We start from the raw sequence: 13,732 nt of genomic DNA on the forward strand, positions 1-13,732 counted from the left end.
CATTCCATCCCCGCTCTTCCAAAGTCCCCGCCTGCCCTGACGCATCCGGGGACTTTTTTGCCCCCCGGAAATGACGTTCCCCAAAGACTTCCGCAGCCCCGGGGAATTTTCCCATCCCGGGACATGCCGTTGGGCAGACGGCTCTCACGCCGGGGGCTGCGCTGTCCCGAACTCATGCCGCGACCTCCTCCCCCCCTTCAGAATCATTCCGCGCCGCCGGAACTGTCGTCCGCATGGCCGCCGCTCCGCCCGTCCGTTGCCTGTTGCCGTCCGCCACGCCCGCCGCAATCTTTGCAGCGGCCCTGCCCTCCATTCTTCACGCGCCCATCTCCGCACCCGACGCCGCCGCCCGTCCACGACTCTCTTCCCCTCCGCTCTTTCCCTGCTCCCCATGCTCTCCCGCGCCCATCCTTCCCCGCCTTTCTGCAACGCCGACGCTCCTTTCCGCTCTTTTCTCTCACTCCCGTTGTTCTTTTACCGCTTCTGTTGCCCTCCCTTTCCGGCTCTTGCCCCGTCGCTTTCCCGCTCCTGTCGCCGATCGCCGGACTTAGGGCGAGCACCCGGCATCTCATCTGCACATTGACGCATGATAATCATGGCATCGCTTACCCGCCGCGCTATAAATAAGGCATGTCCCCGGCAAGGCGGATGCCGCACTCCTACGGACAACGCCGCCCTGCCGGGTTCCGCCGCAGAACGTTCCGCACGCCGGAACGGCGCCGGGCCCGCGCCCGACTGCCGGAACATTGCGTTCCAGACAAGCCACCTTCAAACAGGAGAAATCACATGTTCAAGAAATTCGGAATGTTGCTTATGGCCGCCTGCCTGCTGCTGCCCGTTCAGGCCAAAGCCGCCGATCTTGTCGGCGTGTACATTGCGCCGAAATTCGTGCTGAACGTTCAGCATTCCAAGGGCGAACTTTCGTATCACGGTCAGGGCCTCGGCTCCGATTCCAAAACCGGCGCCCGCGCCGGCGGCGCTCTTGCCGTGGGTTACGATTTCAATCCCGTGTTCAGCGTGCCCGTGCACGCCGAACTCGAATACGGCGCTTACGGACGCATTTCCAAAACCGAAGGCGACGGCGACCATTCGTTCCACGCCAAGGTCGGCCTCCAGACGCTGCTTGCGAATGCCTATTGGGACATCACCACCTGGAACGGCTTCACGCCCTACATCGGCGCAGGTCTCGGCATGGCCTTCCTCAAGACCGAAGGACATGTGAATCACACCCGTCTCGCCGCCGATCTGCTGGGTTCCAACAGCGACACCGACACCGTTTTCGCCGGGCAGGTGGGTCTCGGCTGCTCCTACGCCTTTACCGACAACCTTTCCGCCGACATCGGCTACCGCTTCCTCATGATGGACAACGGCAACGTCACCGGCCTTGTGGACGGCATGAATTTGAAGTCCAAGGACAACTATGTTCATCAGTTCATGATGGGTCTGCGCGTGACATTTTAAGGGGACAGGAGGGGCGCGAAGGCCCGTTTGCACAAGACACACTGTACGAACGCAGAACTTGCACGACGGGGCGGCGCTGACGGCGGAAGTGAATTCCGCCTGCTTCGCCCCGTCGGCCCGGCCGTCTGATGACAGGCCGGGGGCCCCAGAGCGTTGCCCCCCCCGCAGGAGAAAACACCGAAGTCCGAGGGCCCGTCTGGGCAAGACACACTGTACGAACGCAGAACTTGCACGACGGGCATTGCGTTTAACGGCGGGAGTGAATCCCGCCTGCTTCGCCCCGTCGGCCCGGCCGTCTGATGACAGGCCGGGGGCCCCAGAGCGTTGACACTCGGCAGAGAAAAACGCCGACGCCCGAAGGCCCGTTTGCACAAGACACACTGTACGGCCTGCATCACTTGCACGACGGGCATTGTGTTTAACGGCGGGAGTGAATCCCGCCTGCTTATGCCCGTCGGCGCGGGCTCCTGACGTCGCCCGCGGGCCCCAGAGCGTTGAAAGATGGCCTTCCGGGCTGCATGGGCGAACCTCGACGATCCCTCCCCCAAAACATCTGGAAATCCCTTCCTTTAACACGACTGTCCGACACTTGTCGGACAGGAGTCGGCCACCGCAGGTGGGTCCGAAAGGACACACCTGCACTGCGTCCGCAGCCCGAACAGCGCCTGCCAAGCTCCACGGCTTCCGCAGTCCCCGCCTTTCCAAACTCCCCCCCGGATTCGGCAACGCGCTTTGCATTCCCGCCGACGCCCCGCCGAACGGCGCAGCCTTCGGCGGAAAACAGGGGGGCGCGGGGGGAATTATTTCCCCCGCATGCCTTTCCTGCCTTTCTGCCTTTCTGCGTTTCCCGCTGCGGGCGTTCTGCCGGGCGTCGGCGGCGGGTCTGTTTATGCGCTGCGTTTGTGACAAAAAATACGTTATTTCTGCATGGACAGTCGGGCGCATGCGTTCTAGAATTGCGGGCATGCGCATGATAAAGTCCATTTTTGTACCCGCCGTAGTGCTTATTGTCTGGCAGATTGTGTCCGGCGCGGTATCGCCGTATCTGCTGCCCGGGCCGGGGCGCGTGCTGGAAACCGGGCTTGCCATGGCGAAAAGCGGCGTACTTACGGAGCACGTTCTGTCGTCGTTCTACCGCATTGCGGCGGGCTTCTGTCTGAGCGTGGCGCTGGCCTTCGGCACGGCCGCGCTGCTGTATCGCTGGCGGCTGCTCGACGAGCTTTTTCAGGGCACGCTTTCCTTCATGCGCATGACGCCTCCGCTCGCCCTCACGCCTCTGCTCATTCTCTGGCTCGGCATCGGCGACGCCACGCAGATTGCCGTCATTGTTCTGGCCTCGTTCTTTCCGATCTATCTCAACACCCGCGACGGCCTGAGCCGACTCGACGCTTCGTTCCGCGAGCTCGCCGCAAGCCTCCACCTCTCGCGCACCCGCACCGTGCTCTTCTTTCTGCTGCCTGCGGCCACGCCTTCCATCATCACGGGCCTGCGCCTGAGCTTCGGCTACAGCTGGCGCGCCCTCATCGCCGCCGAACTCATCGCCGCCAGCAGCGGCCTCGGCTACATGATCATGGACGCCGAACAGATGCAGCGCGCCGACGAGGTCATTGTGGGCATTCTCATCATCGGCTTTCTGGGCTGGGCCCTCGACGCCGCCTTTTCCGCCCTTTCCTCCGCGCTGCTCAAGCGCCGCTTTCCCGAGCTCGCCGCATGACTGATTCCGCAACTTCTTCCGAAAACGTCGAGCTGCTGCGCGGCATCCGCAAATCGTTCGGATCGCGCGAAGTGCTGCGCGGAACCGACATGTTCCTCGCTCCGCAGGGCGTCACCTGCCTTTTGGGCGCGTCCGGATGCGGCAAGTCCACGCTGCTGCGCATCGCCGCAGGACTCGAATCCCCGGACGCCGGACTCGTGCTCCCCCGCCCCGAAGAATGCGCCGTGGTCTTTCAGGATCCGCGCCTGCTGCCCTGGCTCACCGCAGGCGAAAACCTGCGCCTCGCCCTGCCCCGCGTCTGCCGCGACGCCGACATCCGCATGGCGGAGGCCCTCGACATGGTGGAACTCTCCCCGGACGTGCTTTCCGCCATGCCCCGCGAGCTTTCCGGCGGCATGGCCCAGCGCGTGGGCGTGGCCCGCGCCCTGCTCCGCTCGCCGCGCATCCTGCTCATGGACGAACCCTTCGCCTCGCTCGACGCCATTACCCGGGAAAAGCTTCAGGACATGCTCAAAAAACTCATGTCCCGCTCGCTCTGCCTGCTCGTCACCCACGACATGGAAGAAGCCCTGCGCCTCGGCAGCCGCCTCTGCGTCATGGATCGCGGCGTCATCGTGGAAAGCTTCAACATTTCCGAAAACACCGGCCCCGAACGGCGAAACTTCATTCGCCGCAACATTCTTACGCATCTGAATACTAAGGAGTTGTAATTATTATGAAGATGCTCAAAACGCTCGCCCTTGCCCTGGCCCTTTCCCTCGCCGCCTCCCCGGCCTTTGCCGAAAAAGGCGCTCTCAACATCAGCTATGTGAAGTCGCCCTTCAATCTGCAAATGATCGTCATGAAGGAACACAAGCTCCTTGAGAAAAAACTCGAACCCAAGGGCATCAAGGTGCAGTGGCATGAAATAGATTCCGGCGCCCAGCAGGCCACCGCCATGGCTTCCGGCGCTCTCGACGTGGGCGGCGTGCTCAACACCACCTCCGTGCAGATGGCCAACGCCGAAGGCAATCCGGTCATCATCATCGCCGGAGCCGCCCGCCCCACCGACGTCTTCGCCCTCGTTGGACAGGAAAACGGCCCCAAAACCTTTGCAGACCTGCGCGGTAAAACCGTCGCCGGGCCCAAGGGCACCGTGCTCCATCAGCTGCTCGTCGCCGGACTCGCCAAAGAAGGCATGACCATCCGCGACGTGAAATTCGTCCAGATGGGCATCCCCCAGAGCTTCTCCGCCCTCATGTCCGGCAAGGTGGACGCCGCCCTCATTGCCGCAGGCGCCCTCGTCAAGGCCAAACAGGCGGGCAAACCCGTCATAGCTACCGCTACCGGCCTCGTTACCCCCATCCTCGCCATGTGCGCCAGCAAAAAGTTCATCGACGAACAGCCCGAACTGCTCAAGGACGTCGTTGCCGTCCAGGACGAAGCCTACGACTGGATCATGGCCCACCACGACGAAGCCGTCGCCCTCGGAGCCAAAGAACAAAATATCTCCATCGCCGACGCCGAACAGCTCTACGCCTGGTCCCACTACAATAAACGACTCAATGAAAACGATATCAAAAGCCTCGACAACGATATGACCTTCCTTATCGAAAACGGCATGGCCCGCCAGAAGGTCGACTCCCGCAGCTTCATCCTGAAATCCGCCATGGAGTAAGAGAGGACGTAGAGAGGGAAAGATTTGCGGGGGAAGGGGGAAACCCTTTTGAAAAAGGGCTTTCCCCCTTCCCCCGCACCCCCATCCCCTTTCCTGAAACTTTTAATGTTTAAGGGGCGCGGCGAGGAGGAGAGGCACGCTTTCCGACAGTTTCTTTTTGAGGGAGAGCTCTTCTCCTCCCGGGGAAAAAATACCGCCTTCCCGCAGCCTCTTTATGAAATACACGCACAAAAAAAGGTCGCCGCCCGGCTTGGGCAGCGGCCTTTCTTCATGTCCTTTGCACGGAACAGGCGGCGCAGGGAGCGCTATATTTCCCGGTAAAGCCGTTCCAGTCTGGAAGTATCGTTCCGATACTGCTCTATAAGGTGGAGATTGTCGGAAGCCCGCTGCTCATCCCCGTCATCGGCATCGATTCTGGAAATATTCTCGGTAATGAAATCTTCTGTACTGTTGAGAAGATTCGTATATTCCTCCATGGCATCGGCGGCCTTTTCCTTCAGGCGCTCTCTGTCGATGATTTCATTATCCCTGTTGTCATGGCATGTCGTTATGATGTTCTGACATATTTTTATTCTTGAAAAATATGCCGTTTCAATAATATAGTAGGCGGATTTCCGCATTTCATCATCTTCTATGAATCCGATGAAGGCTATATTGTTGATGACCTCGCATCTTATTTTATCAGCAATGCCCAGTCTTGAAATGTACAGTGAATACATGAGCGGAATAAAGGGATTGTCCGGTTCCTTTATGATGGATTCACGAAAATATGCCGTGGAAAGATACCGTTCCGTCGCACCCGTGAGATAACCGGATACCGCCGCAACGTATCTGGGTACGGTCAGCGGATCGTCAACCCCGGTCTTGATGGCCTCATCAGCATAATAATAGGCCATTTTAAAATCACTCATGATGAATAAAAGGAGCGCCCGGGCCGAATAGAGTCTCGCATTTTCCTCGGCAGTAAACGAAGGATCATATACATTCAGGGCATTGTATGCCTTTTCGAGCACTTTTCTGTTGTTGTCGGAACCGGGAACTTCTTCATCCATGTAGCCGTCCTCCAGAATGTCCACGGCCTCCTCTATGCAGTCCGGGCCCGAGGTGTTGACTATGGGAGGAAAATTCGGCATCTGCGCCGCCTCTTCCTGCATACGGCTGTAGGAATACTCGGCAAAAATTTTATTTATGCCGTAATCGCTCACCACTTCCGTGCCGAAACTGAATATCGTCGTCAAAAGCGCCGCACCACCGGCCATTCCCAGACCGCCCGCCGTCACGGCTCCGCCGCCGAGCATGGCCAGCCCCGCATTGGTTGCCGCCACTCCGGAAAGTCCCATGGCACCGCCTATCATGGAGCCCACAAACTTTATGGGGCCCACCAGCAGAGGACTCGACAGCCCTCCGGTGAAATACACGGCAATGCCGGAAACCACCGCCACCAGCGCCGCCAGCACCCAGCCGACGACAACGGACTTCTTATAAAATGAGGCAAAAGTACCGAGTTCCGAAGCAAAGCAGGTATCCGCGAGCAAAAATGTCACAAAAACCACGCCGAATACGCAGACCGTTGCTTTTAACGCCTTCATTTCAACACCTCGAGAAGCATGGGAAGCGTGTCGACATCAGCATACAGGAGCTCCACATTCTGCGATTTGGCCGCCGCCCTGAGAAGCTTGTCGATATTGTTGTCGACAGGTCTGGAGGATATGACAAAAAAACTGCGCACGTTCGCATGCTTACCGGCATACGCATTCAGACTCTGCATATCACCGCGAAAATTAATCAGGGCATTGTAATCAATGCTTTGCGGATGATAATTCTTCAGCTCGAAAATACATGTCCTGGATCCCTTTTTCGCGATCAGATCAATATCCGTCATGGCGTTCTTGATGCCGTCGTCAAATCTCTGTCCTATGGCCAGAATTTTATATCCGTTTTTTTTCAAGGCATTGGCGGCAAGCACTTCAAAGCCGTGGCCGGAAGCCTTGGCCTCACTGATGCCGCTCATTTTGCTCAGAGCACTGCGAAACCCGGGAGTACCGGACAGATTCTTTATGACTTCATCCGCCTTTCTGGCAGAGAGCCGGCCCTGCCTGACGAGGATATCCACATACGCCTGTTCAAGAAACGCAAGCCGCTGCGCCTCGGGAAGCTTTTCCGAAAGCCGAATCAGATTGGCTCCCAGCTCCTTTGAACCGCTGGTCTTGCCCAGGCGGGCGAGCTGCTTGATGGTATTGACCGGCAGCCTCACGGCAGAAGCAACCAGCGCATCCGAGTCCGTCACAAGAAGAGAAAAACTGAACAGCAGCGCCATCAGCACCGCCACCAACCTGCGCATGTTTCTGCCCTCCCTCTCCTGCCGCGCCGATACATCGACATGACTTCACCGTCACGGCAGACTTTTGGAAAAGCATAGCCTTCCAATGATGAAATGTCATCACTTTTACCCATCTGCCGCCGTTGCGACGCAGCCGCAAGGCGGAAAAAGGGAGAGCGCGGCGGGCTTGCCCCAAATTGTCGGGGAAAATTATTTCTGACCTTGCAGACTCCCGAAGAACACGCAGGCTCGTTTGCACAGGACACGCCGTGCGGCCCGCATCACTTGCACGACGGGCATTGCGTTTAACGGCGGGAATGAATCCCGCCTGCTTATGCCCGTCGGCCGGGCTCCTGACGTCGCCCGGGGCCCCAGAGCGTTGAAACACGGCCTTCCGGCAGCCCCCCTTCGCCCCACAGCTTCGGCATAATCTTCCCGTTCACCCCGTCCTGCCGAACCGGCGAAGCCGGGAGGCAGAAACAGGGGGGCGCGGGGGGAATTATTTCTGACCTTGCAGACTCCCGAAGAACACGCAGGCTCGTTTGCACAGGACACGCCGTGCGGCCCGCATCACTTGCACGACGGGCATTGCGTTTAACGGCGGGAATGAATCCCGCCTGCTTATGCCCGTCGGCCGGGCTCCTGACGTCGCCCGGGGCCCCGGAGCGTTGAAACACGGCCTTCCGGCAGCCCCCCCCTTCGCCCCACAGCTTCGGCGTAATCTTCCCGTTCACTCTGTCCTGCCGAACCGGCGAAGACGGGAGGCAGAATCAGGAGGGCGCGGGGGGAATTATTTCCCCCGCATGCCTTTCCTGTCTTTTCTGTCTTTTCTGCCTTTACAGGATGAACTGCTGGAGGTCGACGTCGTTTCTGACGTCGGCGAGGTGTTCGCAGACGTAGTTTTTATCGATGACGATGTGTTGTCCGGCGCGTTCGGGGGCGTCGAAGGAGATATCGGCAAGGATTTTCTCAAGGATGGTATAGAGTCTGCGGGCGCCGATATTTTCGGTTCTGGCGTTGGTTTCTTCGGCGAAGGAAGCGATTTCGCGCAGGCCGTCTTCGGAGAAATGGAGGGTGACGTTTTCAGTGGAAAGCAGGGCGTTGTACTGCTTTTGCAGGGAATTGTGCGGTTCGGTGAGGATGCGGTAGAATTCCTTGCTGCCGAGGGCCTGGAGTTCCACGCGCAGGGGGAAGCGGCCCTGGAGTTCGGGAATGAGGTCCGAGGGCTTGCTGAAGTGGAACGCGCCCGCCGCGATGAACAGAATATGATCGGTATGGATCATGCCGTGCTTGGTATTGACCACGCAGCCTTCCACCACGGGCAGAAGGTCGCGCTGCACGCCTTCGCGCGAGATGTCCGAGGAGCGCTGCTGAGCCGCCGAGCTGGCAATCTTGTCTATTTCGTCGATGAACACAATGCCGCTCTGCTCCACGCGTTCGCGGGCCACTTCCACAATGTGTTCCTCATCTATCATGGAATCGCGGGCCTGCTGCACGAGGATGTCGTAGGCGGCGCGGGTTTTCATGCGCTTTTTCTGCGTCTTGGGCGGCATGAAACGGCTCATCATGTTTTTCATCTGGCTGCCGAGGGAGTTGTCCATGCCGGGCATGCCGAACATGTCCATCTGGGGAGCCTGTTCGGTGACTTCCACTTCCACCTCGTGATCGTCGAGGTGACCGAGCTTCCAGAGATTACGCAGCTTTTCGCGCGTAGCCTCGCGGCCCGCCTCGGTGCTGCTGCCGGGCAGAAGAAGATCAAGCAGGCGCTCCTCGGCCTGGGCTTCGGCCTTGGCGGCCACGCGCTGGCCTTCTTCGTCGCGCACGAGCTTGATGCCGATTTCCATGAGGTCGCGGATCATGGATTCCACGTCGCGGCCGACGTAGCCGACTTCCGTATATTTGGTGGCCTCCACCTTGATGAAGGGAGCGCCGGTGAGCCTGGCCAGTCGGCGGGCGATTTCAGTTTTGCCCACGCCGGTGGGGCCCATGAGTATGATGTTTTTGGGAGCGATTTCGTCGCGCAGCGCGGGATCGAGCTGCTGCCGACGCCAGCGATTGCGCACCGCCACGGCCACCATGCGTTTGGCCTGTTCCTGGCCGATGATATATTTGTCGAGCTCGGCAACTATCTGCCGGGGGGTCAGCGTGTTCATGCGAATACTCCTTTTTTTCAGAAAATAGGCCCGATTCTGAAAAAGGGAAGAGCCGCGAACACGACTTCGGCCCGGAAATTTGCCGAGCCGGAACATTTTTGCACGTCGCGGGAAGGGAAAAGAGGGCGAATCACGGCCCCGGCCCCCCGCGACGGCGCACAGTTACGACATCAGGAACGAGGCGCGCTGCTGTCGGGATGTTTTTTGATCCGGAGCGGTTCCAGCGACGTGGCGCAGGAAGCGCAGCCGCCCTTTTTGGAGCAGGAACAGCCACAGCCGCAGCCGCCGCCGGAAACGGAACGGCGGAATCTGGCGAAGAGATAGACGCCCGCGAGGGCAAGGATGACGAGAACGACGAACGTCTGCATGATGATGCTCCTCTGCCGGGTGAAACCGGCGTATGTCGTCGGGAAGCGCGAGCGCGTCCCGGGATGGTTGAAGCGCGTTTTCCGGGATATCCGGGGAAGGCGTAAGCTGACGTTAGCAAGAATGAAAATCATTTTCAAGTAATTTTTTGAGGGACTCGGGCGCGCGTCTGCTTTGGGAGCAGGAAGTCGCGCTCATCCGCAGGCCTGCCGAAAAAGGCGCAGTCGAAGAAAATCGAGATGGGGTGCGCCCCTCCGCTGAATCTTCGCCGCACATCCGCGTTCCCCGAGGCGATGCCGCAGTTTCCCCGAGCTCTAAATCACGTTTCTTTCGGCCCGTCCGAGCGGGCGCGGAAGCGTCTGCGCGGTCACGCCGGACACTGCACAGAAGGCCCGCCCACACGGGAGCAAAACGCTCCTGCGGTGAACTTCGCCGCCTTCAATCACTTCGACCACTCGCAAAGCCCCCCACCACGGCACGCGCGCCCCACACATCGTGATGCCCACGCCCTTTTCCAGCCTCCCCGGCGCAGCCACCTTTTCCCTCCGCTTTCCCTCGCGCTCAAAAGACTTTTTCCTTGCCCGACCGATTTTCCCCATTCCGGGCCGCCCCTTCCTCCGGCTCCGTCCGCCGTCCTCCGGCCCCGGAGTTCGCCCCCAGTGCAGAAGGCAGCCCGGTTATGAGCCGGGAGCTCCCCTCTTTGCCGCCCCTCGCCGCCAGCTCTCCCCTCATCGTGACATTTTCCTTACCACGCCGGGCCCCGCCGCGCGTTCCCCATGCCCGCCCCCGACGTCGCAATCCCCACGCCCTTTTCCAGCCTCCCCGGCGCAATCGCTTCCCCCTTCGTTCTCTTCCCCCCACATTTTCCCCGCTCCTGCTCACACTCTCCCCCGCGTCCAGCCCGGCGTCTTCGCCCCACCCCGCCCTCGCCATCCGCCCAGTCCCCATCAATCACGCCCCGCGGCCCCCGGGGGACTTGCCGCCTCCGCCGATTCTGTATACTGTATCCCCATTAACCCGTTCGCCGGATACTCAGATGCTGCGAAAAATACTCATCGTTCTCGTTCTTCTCGTTCTTGTCGCCGGAGGCGGTCTCTTTGCGCTGGTCGCCACCAACAGCGACATCATCGTCGACAAGTTCAACGCCTACGTCGAAAACAGCACCGGCGCACCCCTCGTTTCCGAAAAAGCCCCCGAGCTTACCCTCTTCCCCAACCGCGGCCTCGAACTCGCCGCCAGCTCCTGGAAACGCCCCGACGGCAGCCTCAGCTTCAGCTTCAGCCGCGCCTCGGTCATGATTTCCTCCCACGCCCTGCTCACCGGCAAATTCAGCATCAAAAACTTCTCCGTCGACGACCTCAACCTCACCATGAAGCTCAAAAAGCCCCTCATGGAATATCTCAACGGCATCCCCGCCAGCGTGGAACATCGACGCGACTTCGACGACCTCATTCAGAGCATGCTCCACGCCCTGCGCATCGCTCCCGACAACATCAGCATCAACCGCGGCCGCGTGTGCCTCATTCAGCCCGACGGCTCCACCATCGTGTTCGCCCCCGTCACCCTGAGCGCCACCAACGTCCACCCCGGCACCGCCACCAAGTTCATTCTCCAGACCGACATCGAAGGCTCCTCCCCCTTCTTCCACGCCGGCATCGAACTCAACTGCTCCGCCCTCCTCAACAAGGACAAGGCTTCCTTCGCCATCGAAAAGGCCATGCTCACCCCGGGCAACGGCGTCGCCTTCCGCGAATACCTCAACCTCTCCGGCGAACTCGACTACGACTTCGACAGCGACGCCCTCACCCTTTCCCAGCTGCGCTTCAAAGGCCCCGATCTCTCCGCCACCGCCTCCGGCAGCGTCGCCTCCCTCGCCCGCATGTACAGCGATCCCGTCAGGGGAGACGCCACCCTCAAGGTCGAAATCGAAGGCGATCCGCAGCGCATCAGCTCCATCATTCATCATCCGCTGCCCTTTGCCGATCACAGCATCTTCAGCGACTGTTCCTTCGCCGCAGAAATGCGCTGGTCCGACGGACGCATGCAGATGTCCAACATCCAGGGCAACGCCGACGACCTCACCTTCGCCGGCAACCTCGTCATCTCGCACAGCCCCTTCGTCATCACCGGCGACCTCAAGCTCGGCGACCTCAACCTCGACGACTACCGCAGCAGCGACGCCTCCCCAGCGCCCAAAAAACTCGAAAACCGCGACTTCACCCGCTGGCCCCGCGTCAATCTTCAGCTCTCCGCCGAACACCTGCGCTGGAACCGCGTCCACCTCGAAAGCGTTTACACACGCCTCGCCGGACAAAGCGGAACCTACGAATTCAATCCCCTCTCCGGCATCCTCGCAGGCAGCCCGGTCACGGCATCCATGAAGACCGTCATGCTGCCCACCACGCCCCTCTCTTCCCGGCTCTCCGTCAACTTCAGCGTGCCGCAGGCCAATCTCAACGACATCTCCCAGGCCATCGCCGATCAGCCCCTGCTCATGGGCAGCGGCTCCATCAACGCATCCCTCTCCTTCACCACCTCCCGCGGGCTGCCTTCCCTCAACGGCAAGGGCAGTCTCACCTCATCCCAGGTCGAAACCGCCTTCAGCATTCTGCCTTCCAGCATTCCGCTCGCCGGCACCCTGCTTTCCTCCAACCGATTCGACAGACTCTTCCTTTCCTTCGCCGTCAAAAACGGTCAGCTCGCCGTGGACAGGCTCGCCATGGAAGCTCCCCGCATTTCCCTTTCCGGCTCCGGCAACGTCGATCTCGTGGAAAAAACCATCGACGCCGCAGGCTCCGTGCAGATTCCCGGCAGCGCCGCCATTCCCGTGCGTCTCGAAGGCAGCCTCCCCTCTCCGCGCTACTCCCTCGACGCCGACGGCAACCGCACCCTTTCGTCCAAGGCCATTGATCTCGATCTCAACCTGCCCAGACAACTGCGCAACATTCTGGGCCCCACGCGCTAAGCTCTTCAAGGATCGTTATGTCCAGCACTCCCGCAGGCAAGCGCGCCGCCGAACTCTTCACCGCCGCCGGCGGCGACAAGCAGCACGCGCCCCGCAACATCGTCAAAAAGCTCATGAACGGCGAGTTCTCCCTCACCGTCACATTCTGGATCTTCTGCGTGTCCGTGCCCCTCGTCGGACACCTCGTCTTCACCCGCCTCATCTTTCCCCTGCTCGATCTGCAAAGCTGGCACGGTTCCACAGCCTTCCTCGTCTGGCCCCTGCTCGCACTGCTCTACGGCCTGCTCGCCAGCCTCGGCCTCTGGCGCAGCCGCGCGCACTTTTCCGGCAATCCCCTGTGGGTCAACCTTGCAGGCCTCGCCGCCATTCTCGGCGCGCTCGGCGTCGCAGCCTACGCCGTCATGATGGCCGCTTCCTGGTTCATGCTTGCCGCCTAGCGAGTTTCCCATGTCCATAGAAAAAGCCAAAGCACACCTCCGCCGCTGGAACCGCGACCGCGACGTGCAGGAACACGAGCTCTCCAGCGCCACCGTCGATCTCGCCGCCCGCGCTCTCGGCGTCGAAGCCTGCCGCATCGCCAAAACCCTTTCCTTCCTGAACGGCGAGCGCACCATCCTGCTCGTGACCGCCGGAGACGCCCGCGTGGACAGCTCACGCTTCAAGAAAACCTTCGGCGTGAAAAAGGTCAAAATGGTTCCCGCCGAAGAGGTCGAAGCGCGCACCGGCCACGCCGTGGGCGGCGTATGCCCCTTCGGCGTTCCGGACTCCGCAGACGTGTTTCTCGACGAATCCCTGCGCCGCTTCGACACCGTGTTCCCCGCCTGCGGCAGCGACAACAGCAGCATCGAACTCTCCCCCGCCGACCTCGAAACCTGTTCCTGCTCCCGCGGATGGGTGGATGTGTGCTCCGGCTGGCGCTAATTTCTCCTTTTGTCTTTCCCGCCCCTTGACAAAGGCCCGGAACACGTCATAGTCAAGCTGTGGAGAAAGGCGGAAACATGATGAAAGGCACGACGAACAGAGTTTCTCTCGGCATCAGGATCATGCTCCTGATGATCTGTTGCGTCCTTTTCATGCCCCCTCACGGACATGCCGG

At 60.4% G+C, this 13,732-nt stretch carries 11 protein-coding genes; 7 read left to right on the forward strand and 4 right to left on the reverse strand.

What is annotated here, in order from left to right; genetic code table 11:
* Positions 1-786 precede the first annotated feature (786 nt).
* The 4 genes from ABGT79_RS01450 to ABGT79_RS01465 all read left to right on the forward strand — a co-directional run bounded on the left by ABGT79_RS01450 (position 787) and on the right by ABGT79_RS01465 (position 4,832).
* Entirely contained in the window at positions 787-1,461 is a 675-nt protein-coding gene (locus tag ABGT79_RS01450; protein WP_346664677.1) for an outer membrane beta-barrel protein, read from the forward strand.
* Positions 1,462-2,404: 943 nt separating this feature from the next.
* Complete coding sequence (locus tag ABGT79_RS01455) at positions 2,405-3,175, forward strand: ABC transporter permease (RefSeq protein ID WP_346664678.1); 771 nt, start codon at positions 2,405-2,407, stop codon at positions 3,173-3,175.
* Positions 3,172-3,885, forward strand: coding sequence for an ABC transporter ATP-binding protein (locus ABGT79_RS01460; protein ID WP_346664679.1), 714 nt, complete (start codon positions 3,172-3,174; stop codon positions 3,883-3,885). Before ABGT79_RS01455 ends, ABGT79_RS01460 begins: the two co-directional genes overlap by 4 nt.
* Before the next feature lie 5 nt (positions 3,886-3,890).
* Positions 3,891-4,832, forward strand: a complete 942-nt coding sequence (locus tag ABGT79_RS01465) for an NrtA/SsuA/CpmA family ABC transporter substrate-binding protein (protein ID WP_346664680.1) — start codon at positions 3,891-3,893, stop codon at positions 4,830-4,832.
* Between the two features lie 305 nt (positions 4,833-5,137).
* Here the strand turns inward: ABGT79_RS01465 and ABGT79_RS01470 are convergent, their stop codons facing one another.
* From ABGT79_RS01470 to ABGT79_RS01485, 4 genes are all read right to left on the reverse strand, one after another.
* Positions 5,138-6,376 carry a hypothetical protein gene (locus tag ABGT79_RS01470; protein ID WP_346664681.1) on the reverse strand — a complete coding sequence of 413 codons (1,239 nt, stop codon included), beginning with the start codon at positions 6,374-6,376 and terminating at the stop codon, positions 5,138-5,140.
* Between the two features lie 41 nt (positions 6,377-6,417).
* Entirely contained in the window at positions 6,418-7,173 is a 756-nt protein-coding gene (locus ABGT79_RS01475; protein ID WP_346664682.1) for a restriction endonuclease, read from the reverse strand.
* An 815-nt stretch (positions 7,174-7,988) separates the two neighbouring features.
* Positions 7,989-9,305, reverse strand: a complete 1,317-nt coding sequence (gene hslU, locus ABGT79_RS01480; protein WP_346664683.1) for an ATP-dependent protease ATPase subunit HslU — start codon at positions 9,303-9,305, stop codon at positions 7,989-7,991.
* A 170-nt stretch (positions 9,306-9,475) separates the two neighbouring features.
* Positions 9,476-9,673: a hypothetical protein gene (locus tag ABGT79_RS01485; RefSeq protein WP_346664684.1), complete on the reverse strand. Its 198-nt coding sequence runs from the start codon at positions 9,671-9,673 to the stop codon at positions 9,476-9,478.
* Positions 9,674-10,707: 1,034 nt separating this feature from the next.
* Here ABGT79_RS01485 and ABGT79_RS01490 point away from each other — a divergent pair.
* From ABGT79_RS01490 to ABGT79_RS01500, 3 genes are read left to right on the forward strand one after another with little or no spacing between them, the layout of a single operon-like run.
* Positions 10,708-12,636, forward strand: a complete 1,929-nt coding sequence (locus ABGT79_RS01490; protein ID WP_346664685.1) for an AsmA-like C-terminal region-containing protein — start codon at positions 10,708-10,710, stop codon at positions 12,634-12,636.
* A 17-nt stretch (positions 12,637-12,653) separates the two neighbouring features.
* Positions 12,654-13,073, forward strand: a complete 420-nt coding sequence (locus ABGT79_RS01495) for a hypothetical protein (protein WP_346664686.1) — start codon at positions 12,654-12,656, stop codon at positions 13,071-13,073.
* A gap of 10 nt (positions 13,074-13,083) precedes the next feature.
* A complete protein-coding gene (locus tag ABGT79_RS01500; RefSeq protein WP_294489245.1) occupies positions 13,084-13,557 on the forward strand; it encodes a YbaK/EbsC family protein in 474 nt (157 codons plus the stop codon).
* Positions 13,558-13,732 lie beyond the last annotated feature (175 nt).

Source organism: uncultured Mailhella sp., from assembly GCF_963931295.1.
In the GTDB taxonomy this organism is placed as follows: Bacteria; Desulfobacterota; Desulfovibrionia; order Desulfovibrionales; family Desulfovibrionaceae; genus Mailhella.